Genomic DNA, 19713 nt, shown 5'->3' with positions numbered 1-19713 from the left:
TCCCCGGGGCGCTTTTCACTCGATGATCCCCGGCGAGATGACTCTTTGCGAGGTATTCATGTCCCAATTTTCCCTGAAGATGGAGATTGCCGATAACCGTTTCTTTACCGGTGAGTCGCTGCCCCTGTTTTCCCGTGCCGAGGCACAAAAGGCCCGTGCCTTTCATAAAAAACTGGCCGGTTATGAGCCAACCCCCTTGTGTGATTTGAGAGATCTGGCCGCCTATATCGGGGTGAAGAATATTCTGGTCAAGGATGAGTCAAAACGCTTTGGTCTCAATGCCTTCAAGATGCTGGGTGGCGTTTATGCCATCGCCAACCTGCTCTGTGAAAAATACGGGGTGGCGGTGGAGGATTTCACCTTCGATCTCATCAAGCGCACCATCAAGGAGCCGATGACCTTCGCCACCACCACCGACGGCAACCACGGTCGTGGCGTCGCCTGGGCCGCCAAGCAGGTGGGCCAGCATGCGGTGGTCTACATGCCCAAGGGCTCTGCGCAAGAGCGGGTGGACCACATTCTGGCGCTGGGGGCCGAGTGCATCGTCACCGACATGAACTACGACGACACCGTGCGCCTGACCATGAAGATGGCCGAGGAGCGCGGCTGGTACATAGTGCAGGACACCGCCTGGGAGGGGTACACCAAGATCCCGACCTGGATCATGCAGGGTTACGCCACCCTGGCCGACGAAGCGGTCGAGCAGATGCAGGCCATGGGCATCAAGCAGCCCACCCACGTGCTGTTGCAGGCCGGGGTCGGGGCGCTGGCGGGCGGCGTGCTCGGTTATCTGGTGGACTGCTTCGGGGCGAAGAACCTGCACAGCATCGTGGTCGAGCCGGATCAGGCCGATTGCATCTACCGCTCCGGCGTGGCGGGGGAGATGGTCAACGTGGGGGGCGACATGCGCACCATCATGGCCGGTCTCGCCTGCGGTGAACCCAATCCCCTCGGCTGGCCGGTGCTGCGTGGCTGCACCACCCAGTTCATCTCCTGTCACGATAAGGTCTCGGCGCTCGGCATGCGAGTGCTCGGCAACCCCCTTGGCGATGATCCCCGCATCATCTCCGGCGAGTCCGGCTCGGTTGGCACCGGCGTGCTGGCGGCGGTGCGCCACCACCCGGATCGCGCGGCGCTGATGGCCCGGCTGGGGCTCGATGAGCAGTCGGTGGTGCTGGTGATCAATACCGAAGGGGACACCGACGTGGCCCATTACCGGGAAGTGGTGTGGGAAGGCAAGCACCCCGCCTGCGACTAATCCCTGCGAGAACAGAGACACGAATTGAAGAACTGATCGCGCCTCACCAACGGGGCGCGGTAACGGGCACAGGGCGCTGCCGACGAACAGGCCGCGCACTCTCAGTTGTTATGGAGAATCACAATGAGCAAGCAAATTCCGTTTGAAATGGTGTTGGAGAAGGCCTACCAGTACAAGGCCGAGATGACTCAGTTCCTGCGCGACATGATCGCCATTCCGAGCGAGAGCTGCGATGAGGAGCGGGTGGTGCTGCGCATCAAGCAGGAGATGGAGAAGGTCGGTTTCGACAAGGTGGAGATCGACCCCATGGGCAACGTGCTGGGCTATATCGGCCACGGCCCGCACCTGATCGCCATGGATGCCCACATCGATACCGTGGGGGTCGGCAACATGGCCAACTGGACCTTCGACCCCTATGAGGGGATGGAAGATCACGAGATCATCGGTGGTCGCGGCGCCTCCGATCAGGAAGGGGGCATGGCCTCCATGGTCTACGCCGGCAAGATCATCAAGGATCTGGGGCTGGAAGACGAGTACACCCTGCTGGTGACCGGTACCGTGCAGGAGGAGGATTGCGACGGCCTCTGCTGGCAGTACATCATCGAGCAGAGCAAGATCCGCCCCGAGTTCGTGGTCAGTACCGAGCCCACGGACTGTCAGATCTACCGTGGCCAGCGTGGCCGCATGGAGATCCGCGTCGAGGTGCAGGGGGTGAGCTGCCACGGCTCTGCGCCGGAGCGCGGTGACAACGCCATCTTCAAGATGGGCCCCATCCTGGGCGAGTTGCAGGAGCTGAGCCACAACCTTGGCAATGACGACTTCCTCGGCAAGGGGACCCTGACCGTCTCCGAGATCTTCTTCACTTCGCCAAGCCGCTGCGCCGTGGCGGACAGCTGCGCCGTCTCCATCGACCGCCGCCTCACCTGGGGTGAGACCTGGCAAGGGGCGCTCGACGAGATCCGCGCCCTGCCTGCGGTGCAAGCCGCCGGTGCCGAGGTCTCCATGTACCAGTACGACCGTCCGGCCTACACCGGTCTGGTCTACCCGACCGAGTGCTACTTCCCGACCTGGAAGGTGGAAGAGGATCACATCACGGTCAAAACCCTCTCCAAGGCGTACACCCAGCTGTTCAACAAGGCGCCTGTGGTGGACAAGTGGACCTTCTCGACCAACGGGGTCTCCATCATGGGCCGCCACGGCATCCCGGTCATCGGCTTTGGCCCGGGCAAAGAGCCGGAGGCCCACGCGCCGAACGAGAAGACCTGGAAGGAGCATCTGGTCAAGTGCGCCGCCATGTACGCCGTGATCCCCATGCTCTATCTGGCCGAGCTGGACAAGTAAGGGGTCTGCCGGGCGGTGACTCTCATCACCGCCCGGCTGTTGCCTGTGTGGCAAGTGCCCCGTCTTTAGCAGGCGGGGCCTTGCTGTTTGACGCGTTCGGATGTGCGAGGTGGTGGGGATGAAACGGCTGATCAAACAGGGTGTGCTGGTCGACTCACAAGGGGAATATCGTCAGGATCTGCTGATCGAGAACGGGGTGATCCGTGCCCGTGCCGCCGATATCCAGCCCGATGGAGAGACCGAGCTGATCGATGCCAGCGGCTGTTACGTGATGCCGGGCGGCATCGACGTCCACACCCACTTCAACATCGACGTCGGGATTGCCCGCAGTTGCGATGACTTTTTCAGCGGTACCCGTGCCGCCGCCTGTGGTGGCACCACCACCATCGTCGATCACATGGGATTTGGCCCGGCGGGGTGCAACCTGCATCACCAGCTGGCCCGCTATCACGATTACGCCGCCACACAGGCGGTGATCGACTACAGCTTTCACGGCGTTGTCCAGCATGTGGATGACGCCATTCTCCACGAGATGGCCGCCATGGTGCAGGAGGAGGGGATCAGCAGCTTCAAGCTCTATCTCACCTACCAGTACAAGCTGGGGGACCACGACGTGCTGCGCGCCCTGGCCCGCCTCAAGGAGGTGGGGGCGCTTGCCACCGTCCACCCCGAGAACGATGCCGCCATTGCGGCGCGCCGGGCGGCCCTGCTGGCCGCGGGTCACCATGAGCCCTGGTATCACCCGCAAAGCCGCCCGCTGCAGTGCGAAGCCGAAGCGGTGGCCCGGATGATCAATCTGGCGGGGCTCGCGGGCAATGCGCCCCTCTATATCGTCCACCTCTCCAACGGACTGGGGCTGGAGTATCTGAAACTGGCGCGCCGTCAGGGCCAGCCGGTCTGGGTAGAGACCTGCCCGCAATATCTGCTGCTCGATGAGCAGTGTTATTACAAGGAGAACGGGGTCGACTACCTGCTGAGTCCACCGCTGCGCGGGCGCCGCGAGCAGGACAAGCTGTGGGTCGGCATCGCTGCCGGCGACATCGATACGGTGGCGACCGATCACTGCAACTTCTCCCACGCCCAGCGCATGACCCTCTCGGGGGGCGATTTCAGCCGCTGCCCCAACGGCTTGCCCGGGGTCGAAAACCGGATGCTGCTGCTCTTTGCCCACGGGGTGCTGGGGGGGCGCATCTCGCCGTCGCGCTTCGTGGCACTCACCAGCACCAACCCGGCGCGCCTGTTTGGCCTCTGGCCGCGCAAGGGCAACCTGCAACTTGGATCTGACGCCGATCTGGTGCTGATGGATCCCCGCGGTGACACCCTGATTTCTCACCCACTGCTGCACGACAACGGCGACTACAGCCCCTACGAGGGGATGTGCTGCCCCGGCCGGATCAGGATGACCCTGAGCCGTGGCGAGATAGTCGCTCGCGATGGCGAGTTTCTCGGGCGGCGTGGTCACGGCCGTTTTCTGGCCAGAGCGCCCTTTGATCCGGCGTTGGCGCCGGAGCTGCACTCGCCTTGCCCCACAGTGGCAGGCTGACAATCCGTTCGAAACAGGCTGACCCGCAAGCTTATGTGCACAACTAAAGGTGGGCCGGTATCGCGCCGGCTTGTCCCATCACTGGAGATAACAAGATGAAACAGAGAATCGTACTGGCCCTTGGTGGCAATGCGCTGGGCAGCAACCTGCCCGAGCAGATGAAGGCGGTGCAGAGCACGGCGGGCACCATTGCCGACCTGATCGCCCAGGGGCATGAGGTGGTGGTGACCCACGGCAACGGCCCGCAGGTAGGGATGATCCAGCAGGCGTTCGAGGTGGCGGCCCGCCACGACCCCAAGGCGCCCCATCTGCCCATGTCGGTCTGCGTGGCCCTGAGTCAGGGTTATATCGGTTATGACCTGCAAAATGCCCTGCGCGAAGCTTTGCTGGCGCGTGGTATTCACAAGCCGGTTGCCACTTTGGTGACCCAGGTGGAGGTGGATAAAAACGATCCCGCCTTCCTCGACCCGAGCAAACCCATCGGCGGTTTCTTCAGCAAGGAGGAGGCCGAGGCGCTCATGGCCAAGGGCGAGCGGCTCAAAGAGGACGCTGGCCGTGGCTATCGCCGGGTGGTGGCATCCCCCAAACCCGTCGATATCATCGAGAAAGAGACCGTCTCAGCCATGCTGGCTGCCGGTCAGGTGGTGATCACCGTCGGTGGCGGCGGTATTCCGGTGCTGCGCGAGGGCAATCACCTGCGCGGTGCCGGCGCGGTGATCGACAAGGATTGGGCCAGTGCCAAGCTGGCTGAGCTTATCGACGCCGACATGCTGATCATCCTCACCGCGGTGGAGAAGGTCGCCATCAACTTCGGCAAGCCCGATGTGCAGTGGCTCGATACCCTGAGCGTGGCCGATGCCAACAGCTTTATCGCCCAGGGACAGTTTGCCAAGGGATCCATGCTGCCCAAGGTGGAGGCGGCGCTCTCGTTCGCCACCTCCATGGCGGGGCGCAAATCCCTGATCACCCTGCTGGAGAAGGCCGCCGACGGCATTGCCGGCAAGACTGGGACCCTGATCAGCCTGTAGCCTCGCCTTTGATGGTTGCAAACAGGGGGCCCAAGGCCCCCTTTCTGTTGGCCGGTGTCAGGGATTGGCAGAGGGAAGCATGGGCCGGCCAGCTCTTATCCGCGGTGGGCAGGGGGACGGCAGAGGAGTAAGATGGCGCCCCGAATGGCGGACGCACCGACCGCAGCAGCAACAAGGCAGCACAATGAATAGCAAGTTGAACATGGCGGCGCTGGGGGGATTGGTCCTGCTCACCGCCATCTGGAGTTACAGCTGGATCGTGATGAAGCAGGTGATGCTCTATGCGGGGGCGTTCGAGTTCACCGCCCTACGCTGCCTGTGCGGATCCCTGGTGTTGCTGCTGGTGCAGTGCCTGCGCGGCCGCCGTTATCTCAAACCCACCCCGTTTCGCTATACCCTCGCCATCGCCCTGTTCCAGACCTGCGGCATGGTGGGGTTGGCCCAGTGGGCGCTCATCAGCGGCGGGGCGGGCAAGGTGGCTATTCTGAGCTACACCATGCCGTTCTGGGTGGTGATCTTCGCGGCGCTTTTTTTGGGTGAGCGGATGCGCAAGCTGCACTATCTGGCGGTCGGGGTGGCCGCATGCGGCCTGCTGCTGGTGATCGAGCCCTGGCAGCTGCACCTGGATTCCATGAAGAGCGCGCTGCTGGGCATTGCCTCCGGCATCTGCTGGGGGATCAGCGCCATCATCGCCAAGCGGATGTATGCCCGCCACCCCGGGGTGGATCTGATGTCTCTCACCACCTGGCAGATGATCTACGCCACCCTGGTGATGGCGCTGGTGGCGGCGCTGGTGCCGGAGCGACCCATCGACTGGCAGCCCTATGTGTTTGGTGCGCTCGCCTATAGCGCCATCTTCGCCACGGCGCTGGCCTGGAGCCTCTGGCTGTTCGTGCTGAAAAAGCTGCCGGCGGGGATTGCCGGACTCAGCACCCTGGCGGTGCCGGTGAGCGGCGTGCTGCTCTCCTGGTGGCTGCTCGGTGAAAACCCGGGGCCGGTGGAGGGGAGCGGCATTGGCCTTATCGTGCTGGCGCTTATCGTCATCAGCCGCAAGGGCAAGCGTTCCGTGGTGTCGGTGGCGGGGGAGACCCGCATCAAGCAGGGCTGAGTTGATTGTCGGCAACGAAATAAAAAGGGCCCGCCATCATGGCGGGCCCTTTTTGTTGGCGTGCTGGCTTATCTGCGCTGGGCCAGATGCATCATGGCCTCCAGCACGGCGCCGCCGATCGCCCGTGCCTTGTCAGAGACGGTAGTGGGATCGGCCCGCTCGCCCCTGGGGTCGATGTCACCGATCTTGAAGCCGACGGTCACCTCGATGCCATCGCTGAGCAGCCCCCGCACCATGCCCGAGAGCGGCGCGATAATGGGAGCATCCCCCACGTGGGCGATCACGTCCCCCTCCTGCACCAGATCGCCGAGCTTGATCAGGCTCTTCATCACCCCGGCGACGGGGGCGCGCACCACCCGGCGGGCGGAGTGTCCCTCGATCACCCCGGGAATGCCAGTATTGGGCTGGGCAGGGCCCTGATAGATGACCCGCCCCAGATGGTGGCCACGGTTGGTCTCGATCACCGCATCGCAGTCGCGACCCGCCTCAAACCCCGGGCCAAGGGCCACCGTGATGGGGGCCATCTCCCTGTGGGTGCCGAGATTCTGCTTGGCGAGGATGGCATCCACCAGATAGCGGGGCTTGAGTTCGGCGAGGGTGGCGCAGTTGGGGTCAACCAGCAGCGGAATGACCCCCAGATCCAGCTGCTCGAACGCCTGCTCGACGCTTTCCACCCGCTTGGCACGTACCCCCTCGACACTGGTTTCACCGTCGAACATCCCTTGGGCGAAGGCGACGGTGCGGCGGATCACCGTGGGTTTGTCGAGATCCAGCATCACCACCTTGAAGCCGGCATGGTAGAGGCGCAGCGCCACCCCGGTGGCGATATCGCCGGAGCCGCGCATTACCACCAGCTGATCCCGCTTGAGGCGCACGTCATCCTGCATCAGGCCACCCGCTTTACCGTTTTTCACCTGCAGCAGCTCGGCGAGGATGCTGATGGCGATCTCCTCGGGGGTCTCGGCACCTATGTTGTAGCCGATGGGGGCGTGCAGCCGCTGCAGTTGGGCCTGACTCACCCCTTGCTGGCGCAGGGCCTGGGTGAAGGTCTGCACCTTGCGCTTGCTGGCGAGCAGCCCCAGGTAGGCGAGGGGACGGCTGATCAGCCGATCCAGCGCCTCCTTGTCCTGATGGTTGGTGGCGATGATGACGAAGTTGGCGGGCTCGATGGCAAGCTGCTCGATCACCGCGCTCATGGTGTCGGCCTGCTGCAGATGGGTACCGGCCGGGAAGCGATCTGGGCTGAGGCTCCCCTCGAAGCAATCCCCCACGTGGATGTCAAAGCCGAGCGGCGCTGCGGCATGGGCCAGCGCCCGGTTGACGTGGCCGGCGCCGATCAGTACCAGGCGGGGGCGCAGGCCATAGACGTCGATATAGACCGACATGGCGCCGCCGCAATCCGAGCCCACCGCATGTTCGCCGTTGCGGGCCATCCGACCGTGGAAGGTGCGCGGCTTGCGCTCGGCAATGGCCGCCACGGCTTCTTCGATCACCAGCCGCTCTATCATGCCGCCGCCGATGGTGCCGAGGATCCGGCCATCGGCCATCACCAGCATCTGGGCCTGATGGCGCGGGGTGGAGCCCCGGCTCTCGATGATCTGGGCCATGGCAAAGGGGGTGTTCTCCTGCTCCAGTCGGGCAGCGTGTGCAAACAGATTCATAAGGTACCTCGTATCATCCTTAACGGGTCAGTGACTGCGCGGCTTCGGAGGCAGGCCGACAGCAAACATGGTGAATGGCGCCGGGTTCACGCACGGCCCCCTGCCAGATGGCGTGGAGCTCGGGGTGGCGTTGCAGCAGGTTTATCAGGGCGGGCAGCCACTGCTGCTCATTTTGATAATCGCCATTGATAAACCAGACTCGGCGCGCCCCGGGCGGGGTGCCCTTGAACGCCCCCTCGGGGTGGGCGATGAGCCGATCAAACAGGGCCCAGTCGAGCCGTTCACCGGCTGCAATCCCGCACAGGGCCTGGAACTCGGCCCAGCGGTGGATCTGCGCCGGGTCGGCACTGGCGCCCACCATGGCGCCGCCCACCAGGGCGATCACCCAATCACTGTGCTGAGGAATGCAAGGTTCGTGCAAAGCGGGCGCTTTCAATAACTTGTGATGGGCGCCGTCCGCCTCCACCAGGATGATGTCGAAGCGTTGCTGCCCCTTGAGCAGATCGATCTGCTGAGGGCTCGGCCCCACCGCCTTGCCGCTGGCCCGATCGAGGTGGCTGAACAGCACCAGCTGCATCGGCTCATCGGGCAGGGCCTGGCAGCGGGTCAGCTGCCGAATGGGGTCGGCCTCGATCAGCAGGGTGCGCCGAGAGGAGGGGGCGGGCAGAAACATCCGGGTGCTGGTGGTGAGCAGCACCTTCTTGCCCTGTTGATGGAAATAGTCGGCCAGCCAGAAGAGGGTGCTGGTTTTCCCCCCGGCGCCGCAAAGACTAATTAAAGTGGTACGCCCATCAATATTTTCGGTGAGCGGGTTTAATACACTCTCGATATTTGGCGAGGTGAGCAAAATGGGTGATGAAATAGCCATGGCGACGACCGATGAAAATAGAGGCGCGGTCAGTGAGAAGCACTGGCATTCACGCGAGCGGTGCGACTGCCTAATTGCGGCGGCCGGCCTCTCATCACGAATGGGCGCGTGGAAATTGATGCTACCGTATCGCCAGAGCACGATTCTTGATGAGAGTCTCAAAAATGCCCTGGTGCTGTGTGACCGGGTCATTCTGGTGGTGGGGCATCGCGCCGATGAGCTGATCAGCCGCTACGCCAATCACCCCCGTATCCGGCTGGTACACAACCATGATTATGCACAGGGGCTTGGCAGCTCCATCCGCTCGGGGCTCGCCGCCTGTAGCAGCGAACACCTCTTCATAAGCCACGGCGATCTGCCCTGCATCCCCCCCGAGGTGTACCGCTCGCTCTGGCAGGCGCGGGGGGGCGAGACTCTCTTCCCTTCCTATCAGGGGGAAGCGGGCCACCCCGTGCTGTTGCCCAGAGCCCTTGCCACAGCGCTGGCGGCGGCGCCGGTACAGGGTTCGGTGCGCCGCTGGCTGCTGGCGCATCCCCACCGATTCATCGAGGTGCAGAGTGCCGCCATCCTGCAGGATGTGGACACCCCGGAGCGCTATCAGGTGCTGCTGGCAAGCGAAGCATTCGAGCGCTGAACTGGTCGACTGGCAGAGGCTTGCCGGGCCTTGCTTTGCATATTTATCCCTTTGTCTAACCCGTTATCAGGGACCGACAGCGGCCGTTATCATCCTGGCCGGCCTGATAATGGCGGCGGCCTCGCTCTTTATCAAACTGATAGCGCGCCACGCCAAAGTGAGATCATTGTTAGCCGTGAGAGCGGCGTTTCCATTATTTAAATTCGGTGTTGATAGCCACTCTCATTGTCGAAACTGGTATCGGCTTTCGATGTTTTATTAATTGGAGGTGCCTCACGTTTTTATGGCTGAAAAATAAAAAGATCCGGCGCTGGCCTGATTGTTGCTCTTGTCAGTTTCAAGGGGCTTTTTATGCGTGGTTATGGATAGGCCCCATTTATTCACCCTGTCAATGAGCAGTGCCGCTGCAAGGAGATCAACATGGGCGATATTATGCGACCCGTTCCCTTCAAGAACCTTCTGGTCCGTATCTTCTCGGAATATAAAGCGAGTCAATCCATCTTCGGCATTCCCGCCGCGCAATTCTATCGCAAGCAGGACGAGCGCAAGATCAAGGTGTTCGGTGAAACCTGCGAGACCCCCATCGGCCCGGCAGCTGGCCCCCATACCCAGCTGGCCCAGAACATCGTCACCTCCTGGCTGACCGGCGGGCGCTTTATCGAACTCAAGACGGTGCAGATCCTGGACCGTCTCGAACTGGAAAAACCCTGCATCGATGCCGAAGACGAGTGTTTCAACACCGAGTGGTCCACCGAGTTCACCCTGCCGAAGGCGTTTGACGAGTATCTGAAAGCCTGGTTTGCCCTCTATCTGCTGGAGGAGGTGTTAGACCCGCGCCTGGACGGGGAGGCCAAGTCCTTCATCTTCAACATGAGCGTGGGGTACAACCTTGATGGCATCAAACAGCCACCGATGCAGCAGTTCATCCACAGCCTGATGGATGCCGGCAGCAATCCGAAATTTGCCGAGTACCAGCAGGTGGTACGTGACCTCGTGGCCGACGAGCAGTTTAGCGCCGAGCTGGGGCTGGGGGCGCGCCGCGATCGCCTGCAACAGCTGGCGGATCGTATCCCGGCCAATCTGGTGCACGGCGTTACCCTCTCTACCATGCATGGCTGCCCGCCCAACGAGATTGAGGCCATCTGCCGCTACATGCTGGAAGAGAAGGGGCTCAACACCTTCGTCAAACTGAACCCGACCCTGCTGGGCTACCCGCGGGTGCGCGAGATCCTCGATACCTGCGGCTTTGATTACATTGGTCTTAGCGAAGCGTCGTTCGATCACGACCTCAAGCTGGATCAGGCCAAGGCCATGCTGACCCGCCTGATGGCGCTGGGAGCTGAGAAGGGGCTCACCTTCGGGGTGAAACTCACCAACACCCTTGGCACCATCAACTGCAAGGGGGCGCTGCCCGGCGATGAGATGTACATGTCCGGTCGGGCGCTGTTCCCGCTCTCCATCAACGTGGCCGCCGTGCTGTCCCGCGCCTTCGATGGCAAGCTGCCGATCTCCTACTCCGGTGGTGCCAGCAAGTTCAACATCGCCGAGATCTTCGAGACCGGTATCCGTCCCATCACCATGGCCACCGATCTGCTGAAACCGGGTGGTTACCTGCGCCAGATCGAGTGCCTCAACGAGATCGACGCCTCCGACAGCTGGGCCATGGCTCAGGTGGATGTGGCCAAGCTGGAAGCCCTTGCCGCCAAGGCCCTCACCATGGATTACACCCAGAAGGAGTGGAAGTCCGAAGATCGCATCGAAGTGGGCGGTGGCCTGCCGCTGACCGACTGCTACGTGGCGCCCTGCGTCACCGCCTGCGCCGTGCATCAGGATATCCCAGAGTACATTCGCCTGATGGGCGAGGGGGAGTATGTGGCAGCCCTTGAGCTGATTTATCAGCGCAACGCCTTGCCCGCCATCACCGGTCATATCTGCGATCACCAGTGTCAGTACAACTGCACTCGTCTCGACTACGACAGCCCGCTCAATATCCGCGAGCTGAAAAAAGTCGCGCTGGAGCGCGGCTGGGAAGGGTACAAGGCGCGCTGGCACAAACCGGCCGGCAGCGGTGACAAACACCCGGTCGCGGTGATTGGCGCCGGCCCGGCCGGTCTCTCCGCCGGTTACTTCCTGGCCCGCGCCGGTCACCCGGTCACCGTGTTCGAGCGCGAAGCGGATGCCGGCGGCGTGGTCAAACACATCATCCCCGAGTTCCGCATTCCGGCGGAGCTTATCCAGCACGACATCGACTTTGTGGCCGCCCACGGGGTCAAATTCGAGTTTGGCTGCGATCCGGCGCTCACCGTCGACAAGCTGCACGCCCAGGGCTTTACCTATGTCTTCGTCGGCATCGGCGCCGACAAGAATGGCGGCATGCGCCTCGATGGGGGACACGAGCGGATTTACAAGTCTTTTAACTTCCTGCGCAGCTTCAATCAGGGCAAACCGCTGCCGCTGGGCCGCCATGTGGCGGTGATCGGTGCCGGCAACACCGCCATGGACTGCGCCCGCGCCGCCCTCAAGGTGCCCGGTGTCAGCGATGTGACCGTGATCTACCGTCGCAGCGAAAAAGAGATGCCCGCCTATCGCGAGGAGTATCTGGAAGCGGTGGAGGATGGGGTGCGTTTCTGCTTCCTCACCAATCCGGAGCGCTTTGACAAAGATGGCAAGCTCACAGTTCGGATGATGGCGCTGGGGGAACCTGACGAGCAGGGCCGCCGCCGTCCGGTACCCACCGAGCAGACCGAAGTGATGCAGATGGATGCCCTGATCACCGCCATCGGCGAGCAGCCTGACTGCGAGGTGCTCAAAGCGATGGGCATTCCTCTTGGCAGCGATGGCTGGCCCGAGGTGGACAGCCGGACTGGCGAAACCAGCCGTCGCAACGTCTTCCTCATCGGTGACGTGCAAAGCGGCCCATCCTCCATCGTCGGTGCCATCGGTGGCGCCCGCCGCGCCGCGGATCTGGTGCTCTCTCGCGAGCATATCGCCAGCCAGCAGCGTGACGTGACCACCCAGCCGTCGGGCAAAGACGAGATCTACCGCCGCAAGGGAAACATCGCCGTCACCCTGGTGGACAAGGGCGAGCGGGAGGCCTTCGTGGCGCAAGAGGCGCACCGTTGCCTCGAGTGCAACTACCTCTGCAGCAAGTGTGTGGACGTCTGCCCCAACCGGGCCAACGTCGCCATCGCTGTGCCGGGCTTCAAGGACCAGTTCCAGACATTGCACCTGGATGCCTACTGCAACGAATGTGGCAACTGCGCCCAGTTCTGCCCCTGGCAGGGCAAGCCCTATCAGGACAAGGTCACCATCTTCAGCCTGCCCGAGGACTTCGACAACAGCCGCAACCCCGGTTTCTATCTGGCTGATGGCGGTGAGCTGCGGGTACGTCAGGGCGGCGAGACCTATCGCCTGACCATAGACGCCCAGAGCCGGATCCAGGACGCACCAGCAGCCCTTGGCGACATGTGCCGCATCATCAGCCATGTCCACGCTCATCACCACTACCTGCTGGGGGCCGTCGAGGCCTGAGCGAACCACGAATAAGCGAAGGAGCAAACCATGTTTATTCTGAAGAACGTCACCGCCGTCCAGCTGGAGCCGACCCTGGTGCTGGAAGGGGTGGATATCGCCATCGAAGGATCGCTCATCAAAGCGGTGGGGCCCAATCTGCGGGCCCTCTACCCAGAGGCCACCTATCGGGAGATGGGGGGCAAGCTGGTGATGCCGGGCATCGTCTGTGCCCACAACCACTTCTACTCCGGCCTGTCGCGGGGGATCATGGCCAACATAGCCCCCTGCCCGGACTTTATCTCCACCCTGAAAAACCTCTGGTGGCGGCTCGATCGGGCACTCGATGAGGAGTCCCTCTACTACAGCGGCCTCATCTGCTCGCTGGAGGCGATCAAGAGCGGCTGCAGCGCGGTGATCGACCACCACGCCTCGCCCAACTTCATCAAGGGCTCCCTGAACGTGCTGCGCAAAGGGTTTATGGAGGCGGGGCTGCGCGGCATGACCTGCTTCGAGACCACGGATCGCAACGGCGGCCTCGCCGAGCTGCAGGCCGGGGTGGAGGAGAACATATTGTTCGCCCAACAGATCGATGCGGCCAAAGCCAAGGGGAGCGAGCCCTATCTGGTGGAGGCCCATATCGGTGCCCATGCCCCCTTCACCGTGCCCGACGAGGGGCTGGCCATGCTGCGCGAAGCGGTGCAGGTCACCGGTCGCGGTCTGCATATCCATGTGGCGGAAGACCGCTACGACATGGCCCACGGTCACCACCACTATGGCAAGGAGCCCATCGCCCGGCTGGACGAGTTTGGCCTTGTCGACAGCAAGACCCTGATCGCCCACGGCATCTACCTTAGCCCGGCCGACATCGAACTGCTCAACAGCCGTGATGCCTTCCTGGTGCATAACGCCCGCTCCAACATGAACAACCACGTGGGCTACAACATGCACCTGCCGGAATACCGCAACCTGGCGCTCGGCACCGATGGTATCGGCTCCGACATGCTCGAAGAGCTCAAGTTCGCCTACTTCAAGCACAAGGATGCCGGCGGGACCCTGTGGCCCGACAGCTTTGCCCGCTTCCTCTGGAACGGCAACCGCCTGCTGGAGCGCAACTTCGGCGCAAGATTTGGCCGCCTGGAGCCGGGTTACAAGGCCGACCTCACCATTTGCGACTACGCCGCACCGACCCCGCTGGCACCGCGCAATCTCGGCGGCCATCTCGCCTTCGGCATGGGCTCATCCTCGGTCAACAGCGTGATGGTGGAGGGGCGCATGGTCTATCAGGATCGCGAGTTCGCCTTTGACGTCGAGCCCATTTATCAGCAGGCCAGCAAGGTGGCAAGCCGCCTGTGGCAACGAATGGACGCGCTGGCCTGAGGCCACTCTCCGCACGTTTGGACTGGATTGCCCGCCCTGTGGATTTTCCCGGCGGCGGGCAGCAAGAGTAAGGACGACACATGATTGAGCAATTCTTCCGACCCGAGCAACTGGGTCAGGCTTTGGAACTCAAGGCCCGCTTCGGCAACGACGCCGTCTACATGGGGGCGGCAGCAAGCTCAACGCCGCGCCAACCCGCACCGACAAGAAGGTCGCCATCTCGCTGGACAAGCTCGGGCTTGGCCAGATTGAGCAGCAGCACGGTCAGCTCCACATCGGCGCCACCGCTACCCTGCAAGCCCTCAAAGACGACCCCCGTACCCCGGCCGCCCTGTGCGAGGCGCTGGGGTTTGTCTACTCCCGCCATCTGCGCAATCAGGCCACCCTCGGCGGCGAAATTGCCTGCCAGCAGCAGGACTCCCCCCTGCTGCCGGTGCTGCTGGTGCTCGAAGCCGTGGTGGTGCTGGAGAACAACCAGCTGCAACCCATCGATGCCTACCTGGCCGGCCAGCGCAAGGAGCTGGTACTGGGGGTGGTGCTGCCGGAGCCCGAGCTGCGCTGCGCCACTCGTCGCATCAGCCGCAACGCCGACGGTCTGGCGGTGATGACAGCCGCGGTGGCCCTCGACGCCCTTGGCGAGATGCGGGTCGCCCTGGCGGGCGTCACGCCGCAACCGATGCGCCTGCGGGACGTGGAGCGTCATGAGCTGCGGGATGCGGCGCTCGAGGCGGCGGTAAGCGCGCTGATTGCGCCGCGTGCGGATCTCGGTGGCAGCGTGGCCTACAAACGCTATATCAGCGGCGTGGTGGTGGCGGATCTGCTGGTGGAGTGCCAGCAGCAGGAGGTACAGGCATGATGGAACTCAACTTTACCCTGAACGGTGCCCTGCGCACCGTCATCACCCCGGCTGGCGAGAATGCCCAGCGGGTGCTGTTCAACCAGTGCCGGATGCACTCGGTGCGCAACAGCGACGACGGTTTCGGCTTTGCCGGCTCCGACGCCATCCTGTTCAACGGCAAGGTGATCAACGCCTCCCTGCTGATCGCCGCCCAACTGGAGGGGCACAGGTGCGCACCGCCGAGTCGCTCGGCAGCTGGAATCAGCTCAGCCTGGTGCAGCAGGCCATGGTGGACGTGGGAGTGGTGCAGTCCGGCTACAACGATCCGGCCGCCGCGCTCATCGTCACCGACCTGCTTGATCGCCACCCCAACCCCAGCCGTGATCAAATCGACGACGCCCTCTCGGGCCTGTTTCACCGGGACGGCGGCTACCAGCAGTTCTATCAGGCCATCGAGCTTGCCAGCTCGCGCCTCAAGGATCCCGATTACCTGTGCCAGATTGCTCCCGAGTTTCGTGACGATCTGCGCCACATCGGCAAGAGCTGCCCGAAAGTGGACGCCGCCAAGATGGTGCAGGCCAAGCCCTGCTACGTGGAGGACAGGGTCAGCGAGGATGCGCTGGTCATCAAGATGCTGCGAAGCCCCCATCCCCATGCGGTGATCACCAAACTCGACGTGAGCCGCGCCGAAGCCATGCCGGGCGTGGTGCACGTCATCACCCACCTCAACTGCCCGGATGTCTACTACACCCCGGGTGGCCAGAGCGCCCCCGAGCCGTCACCGCTCGATCGCCGCATGTTTGGCCGCAAGCTGCGCCACGTGGGTGACCGTGTGGCCGCCGTGGTGGCCGAGAGCGAAGCCATCGCATTGGCGGCGCTGAAACTCATCGAGGTCGAGTATCAGGTGCTGCCGGCGGTCATGAACATAGACGAGGCGATGGCCCCCAATGCGCCGCTGGTGCATGACGAGCCCATCGTCTACATGGCCGGTGCGCCAGCGGATCTCGAACAGCAGAACGCCTGCTCGGTGCGCCGCGGCGACGAGCACATGATCATCAACTTCCCCATCGGCTCCCGTCCCCACGAGAACCTGGCCGCCAGCGTCCATGGCCAGATTGGCGATGTGGCAAAAGGTTTTGCCGAGGCGGACGAGATTGTCGAGCGCACCTACGAGTCGACCCAGGCCCAGCAGTGCCCGACCGAGCCGCACATCTGCTTCACCTACATGGATGGCGAGCGGCTGGTGATCCACGCCTCTACTCAGGTACCGTGGCACGTGCGCCGTCAGGTGGCGCGCATCGTTGGCATGAAGCAGCACCAGGTGCATGTGATCAAGGAGCGGGTAGGGGGCGGCTTTGGCTCCAAGCAGGATATCCTGCTGGAAGAGGTGTGCGCCTGGGCGACCAGGGTCACCGGTCGTCCGGTTACCTTCCGCTATACCCGTGAAGAGGAGTTCATCAGCAACACCTCGCGCCATGTGGCCAAGGTGAAGGTGAAAGTGGGGGCCAAGAAGGATGGCACCATCACCGCCATCGAGATGGATTTTCGCGCCAACACCGGCCCTTACGGCAACCACTCATTGACGGTGCCGAGCAACGGCCCGGCGCTCTCGCTGCCGCTCTACCCGTGCGAGAACGTGCGCTTTACCGTCAACACTTACTACAGCAACATCTGTCCGACCGGCGCCTATCAGGGTTATGGCGCGCCCAAGGGCAACTTCGCGCTGACCATGGCCATCGCCGAACTGGCCGAAAAGTTGGGGATTGACCAGCTCGACATGGTGGAGCACAACCGGGTGCACGAGGGGGACATCCTCAAGGTGCTGGGGGCCATCGGCGAGGGCAAGATGCCCACCTCGGTGCCCCATGCGGCCAGCTGTGCCCTTGAACCCATCCTCAAGCAGGGTCGCGAGCTTATCGCCTGGGACAGCCCCAAAGCCGCCGACGGGGATTGGCGCATCGGCCGTGGCGTCGCCATCATCATGCAAAAATCGGGGATCCCGGACATCGATCAGGCCAACTGCATGGTCAAGCTGGAATCGGACGGCACCTTTATCGTCCACTCCGGTGGCGCCGATATCGGCACCGGCCTCGATACCGTGGTGGCCAAGCTGACCGCCGAAGTGCTGCACTGCCCGCTCGGGGATGTGCACGTCATCTCGGGTGACACCGACCACGCTCTGTTTGACAAGGGGGCCTACGCCTCGTCAGGCACCTGCTTCTCCGGCAACGCGGCCAAGAAGGCGGCCGAGAACCTCAAGGAGAAGATCCTATTCCACGGCGCCGCCATGCTGGGCGAGCCGGTAGCCGATGTTGAGCTGGCGTTTCCAGGCCTGGTGCGCGGCAAGCTGGGGGAGGTGAGCCTCGCCAAGCTGGCCCACAAGGCCGAGACAGGTACCGGCTTCGGTATCCTGGTGGGCACCGCCAGCTACATCACCTCGGAGCTCGCCTTCCCGTACGGCGCGAACTTCGCCGAGGTGGCGGTCAACGTCAGAACCGGCCAGATCCGGCTCGACAAGTTCTACGCCCTGCTCGACTGCGGCACCCCGATCAATCCGGAGCTGGCGCTCGGCCAGATCTACGGGGCGACCATGCGGGCCATCGGTCACTCCCTGACCGAGGAGATCTGCTACGACGGCAAGGGCATTCCGCTGACCCGGGATCTGAAGAGCTATGGCGCGCCCAAGATTGGCGATATTCCGCGCGATTTTCGGGCCTTCCTGGTACCGAGTGACGACAAGGTCGGCCCTTACGGCGCCAAGTCCATCTCGGAGATCGGGGTCAACGGCGCCGCGCCTGCCATCGCCACCGCCATCCACGACGCCTGCGGTGTCTGGCTGCGCAAGTGGCACTTCACGCCGGAGCAGATCCTGCGCGAGCTCGGCAAGCTGGAGCAACAAGCGTCGGCATAACAAAAGAAAAGGTGAGGGGCGGGCGCAGGCTCGCCCCCAGCACCTGACAGCGGAATGAGTACTCCGCCCATATTCTGTGTGATGGGACAATCAAGATGTCTAAAACAACACGCAAGCACTCGGACCTGATTTACGCGCTCGAAGACAAACCTCCCTTTTATCAAACCCTGATGGGGGCCGTGACTCACCTGCTGGCCATCTTCGTACCCATGGTGACGCCGGCCCTGATCGTGGGCGGGGCTCTTGGCCTCTCCACCGAGACCACCGCCTACCTGGTCTCCATGGCGATGATCGCCTCCGGCATCGGCACCTGGCTGCAGGTGAACCGCTACGGCCCCATCGGCTCGGGGCTGCTCTCCATCCAGTCGGTCAACTTCTCCTTCGTCACCGTGATGATTGCGCTCGGTAGCGCCATGAAAAAAGATGGCCTGCACGAGGAGCTGATCGTCTCGACCCTGCTCGGGGTCTCCTTCGTCGGGGCCTTTCTGGTGATGGGCTCCTCCTTCGTGCTGCCCTATCTCAAGCGGGTGATCACCCCCACCGTGAGCGGTGTGGTGGTGCTGATGATTGGCCTGAGCCTCATCAAGGTGGGGATCATCGACTTTGGCGGCGGCTTCTCCGCCATGAGCAGCGGCACCTTCGGCAAATACGAGAACATCGGCCTGGGGCTGCTGGTGCTCTGCGTCATCGTCGCTTTCAACTGCAGCAAAAGCCCCTTGCTTCGCATGAGCGGCATCGCCATCGGCCTGCTGGTGGGCTATGCGGTGGCCCTGATGCTCGGCATGGTGGACTTCTCCGCCCTTGAGAACCTGCCGCTCATCACAGTACCTGTTCCGTTCAAGTACGGTTTTTCTTTCGATCTGCACGCCTTCGTGCTGGCCGGCACCATCTATCTGTTGAGCGTGCTGGAGGCGGTGGGGGACATCACCGCCACCGCCATGGTTTCCCACCGGCAGATCCAGGGCCCCGAGTTTCAAAAACGGCTCTCCGGCGGCGTGCTGGCGGACGGCCTGGTGTCGGTGATTGCCTCGGCGCTCGGCTCCCTGCCGCTCACCACCTTCGCCCAGAACAACGGCGTCATCCAGATGACCGGGGTGGCCTCGCGCCACGTGGGCAAGTTCATCGCCGTCATCCTGGTGCTGCTCGGCCTCTTCCCGGTGGTGGGGCGCTTCTTCACCACCATACCGTCGCCGGTGATGGGGGGGGCCATGGTCATCATGTTCTCCATGATCGCCATCGCCGGCGGGCGCATCATCATCAGTCACGGCTTCGATCGGCGCGAGACCCTGATCGTCGCCACCTCGCTCGGGCTGGGGCTCGGGGTCTCCTACGACCCGAACGTCTTCAAGGTGCTGCCGGCGGGGATCTACATGCTGGTGGAGAACCCCATCTGCGCCGGCGGCATCACTGCCATCATCATGAACCTGGTGCTGCCGCAAAGCCGCAGACGCCAGGCGGCCGCCAATGCCGCCGAGGCGGTGGAGCTGATCCAGCTGAGCGACAAACCCGACACCCGTTTTGCCACCCGGCCCGCTCCGTCGGCCACTGCCCGCCAACAGGGGCTGGCGACGGACGAGGCCCAGGTGCGCGCCCCGCAAGTGGATCGCGGCTAACGAACAACAAGAGGGAATTG

The 19713-nt window shown here is 63.2% G+C and carries 11 protein-coding genes and 2 pseudogenes; 11 read left to right on the top strand and 2 right to left on the bottom strand.

All coding sequences use genetic code 11. The features are described from left to right. Positions 1–58: 58 nt before the first annotated feature. From dpaL to E5E96_RS18935, 5 genes are all read left to right on the top strand, one after another. Positions 59–1258 carry a diaminopropionate ammonia-lyase gene (gene dpaL, locus E5E96_RS18955; RefSeq protein WP_171282845.1) on the top strand — a complete coding sequence of 400 codons (1200 nt, stop codon included), beginning with the start codon at positions 59–61 and terminating at the stop codon, positions 1256–1258. A 123-nt stretch (positions 1259–1381) separates the two neighbouring features. Further along, entirely contained in the window at positions 1382–2599 is a 1218-nt protein-coding gene (locus tag E5E96_RS18950) for a YgeY family selenium metabolism-linked hydrolase (protein ID WP_005301172.1), read from the top strand. Positions 2600–2717: 118 nt separating this feature from the next. Beyond that, complete coding sequence (hydA, locus tag E5E96_RS18945; RefSeq protein ID WP_171282844.1) at positions 2718–4142, top strand: dihydropyrimidinase; 1425 nt, start codon at positions 2718–2720, stop codon at positions 4140–4142. Positions 4143–4237: 95 nt separating this feature from the next. After that, a complete protein-coding gene (gene arcC / locus E5E96_RS18940) occupies positions 4238–5170 on the top strand; it encodes a carbamate kinase (RefSeq protein ID WP_171282843.1) in 933 nt (310 codons plus the stop codon). A 184-nt stretch (positions 5171–5354) separates the two neighbouring features. Then, a complete protein-coding gene (locus E5E96_RS18935) occupies positions 5355–6278 on the top strand; it encodes a DMT family transporter (protein ID WP_171282842.1) in 924 nt (307 codons plus the stop codon). Positions 6279–6346: 68 nt separating this feature from the next. On the opposite strand, the gene yqeB is transcribed toward E5E96_RS18935, so the two are convergent. Together yqeB and yqeC are read right to left on the bottom strand one after the other, a co-directional pair. After that, positions 6347–7939: a selenium-dependent molybdenum cofactor biosynthesis protein YqeB gene (gene yqeB, locus E5E96_RS18930; RefSeq protein WP_171282841.1), complete on the bottom strand. Its 1593-nt coding sequence runs from the start codon at positions 7937–7939 to the stop codon at positions 6347–6349. Positions 7940–7958: 19 nt separating this feature from the next. Continuing rightward, a complete protein-coding gene (yqeC, locus tag E5E96_RS18925) occupies positions 7959–8807 on the bottom strand; it encodes a selenium cofactor biosynthesis protein YqeC (protein ID WP_168754760.1) in 849 nt (282 codons plus the stop codon). Between yqeC and mocA the strand changes: the two genes are divergently transcribed. The 6 genes and pseudogenes from mocA (at position 8788) to E5E96_RS18895 (ending at position 19693) form a co-directional block, all read left to right on the top strand. Then, a complete protein-coding gene (gene mocA, locus E5E96_RS18920; protein WP_171282840.1) occupies positions 8788–9441 on the top strand; it encodes a molybdenum cofactor cytidylyltransferase in 654 nt (217 codons plus the stop codon). The two genes, yqeC and mocA, sit on opposite strands and share 20 nt — an antisense overlap. Before the next feature lie 420 nt (positions 9442–9861). Further along, positions 9862–12972 (top strand): putative selenate reductase subunit YgfK, encoded by a 3111-nt coding sequence (ygfK, locus tag E5E96_RS18915; RefSeq protein ID WP_171282839.1) that lies wholly within the window; start codon positions 9862–9864, stop codon positions 12970–12972. Between the two features lie 30 nt (positions 12973–13002). After that, positions 13003–14331, top strand: a complete 1329-nt coding sequence (gene ssnA / locus E5E96_RS18910; RefSeq protein WP_171282838.1) for a putative aminohydrolase SsnA — start codon at positions 13003–13005, stop codon at positions 14329–14331. 80 nt (positions 14332–14411) lie between these two features. Next, positions 14412–15187, top strand: a pseudogene (gene ygfM / locus E5E96_RS18905) (molybdopterin-dependent oxidoreductase FAD-binding subunit). Beyond that, positions 15184–18080: pseudogene (locus E5E96_RS18900) on the top strand (molybdopterin-dependent oxidoreductase Mo/Fe-S-binding subunit). The pseudogenes ygfM and E5E96_RS18900 overlap by 4 nt, the downstream one beginning before the upstream one ends. 95 nt (positions 18081–18175) lie before the next feature. Further along, positions 18176–19693, top strand: coding sequence for a nucleobase:cation symporter-2 family protein (locus tag E5E96_RS18895; RefSeq protein WP_171282837.1), 1518 nt, complete (start codon positions 18176–18178; stop codon positions 19691–19693). Positions 19694–19713 lie beyond the last annotated feature (20 nt).

This window comes from Aeromonas sp. 1805 (assembly GCF_013085525.1).
Lineage (GTDB): Bacteria > Pseudomonadota > Gammaproteobacteria > Enterobacterales > Aeromonadaceae > Aeromonas > Aeromonas hydrophila.
Note: the sequence above shows the minus strand (reverse complement) of the source record. Positions and strands in the feature narration are given on the sequence as shown.

Bases quoted from the DNA above. Each gene is read 5' to 3' on its own strand.
- mocA (WP_171282840.1), top strand. From the start codon at position 8,788: ATGGGTGATGAAATAGCCATGGCGACGACCGATGAAAATAGAGGCGCG.
- yqeB (WP_171282841.1), bottom strand. From the start codon at position 7,939: ATGAATCTGTTTGCACACGCTGCCCGACTGGAGCAGGAGAACACCCCC.
- dpaL (WP_171282845.1), top strand. From the start codon at position 59: ATGTCCCAATTTTCCCTGAAGATGGAGATTGCCGATAACCGTTTCTTT.
- E5E96_RS18950 (WP_005301172.1), top strand. From the start codon at position 1,382: ATGAGCAAGCAAATTCCGTTTGAAATGGTGTTGGAGAAGGCCTACCAG.
- ygfK (WP_171282839.1), top strand. From the start codon at position 9,862: ATGGGCGATATTATGCGACCCGTTCCCTTCAAGAACCTTCTGGTCCGT.
- yqeC (WP_168754760.1), bottom strand. From the start codon at position 8,807: ATGGCTATTTCATCACCCATTTTGCTCACCTCGCCAAATATCGAGAGT.
- E5E96_RS18895 (WP_171282837.1), top strand. From the start codon at position 18,176: ATGTCTAAAACAACACGCAAGCACTCGGACCTGATTTACGCGCTCGAA.
- arcC (WP_171282843.1), top strand. From the start codon at position 4,238: ATGAAACAGAGAATCGTACTGGCCCTTGGTGGCAATGCGCTGGGCAGC.
- ssnA (WP_171282838.1), top strand. From the start codon at position 13,003: ATGTTTATTCTGAAGAACGTCACCGCCGTCCAGCTGGAGCCGACCCTG.
- E5E96_RS18935 (WP_171282842.1), top strand. From the start codon at position 5,355: ATGAATAGCAAGTTGAACATGGCGGCGCTGGGGGGATTGGTCCTGCTC.
- hydA (WP_171282844.1), top strand. From the start codon at position 2,718: ATGAAACGGCTGATCAAACAGGGTGTGCTGGTCGACTCACAAGGGGAA.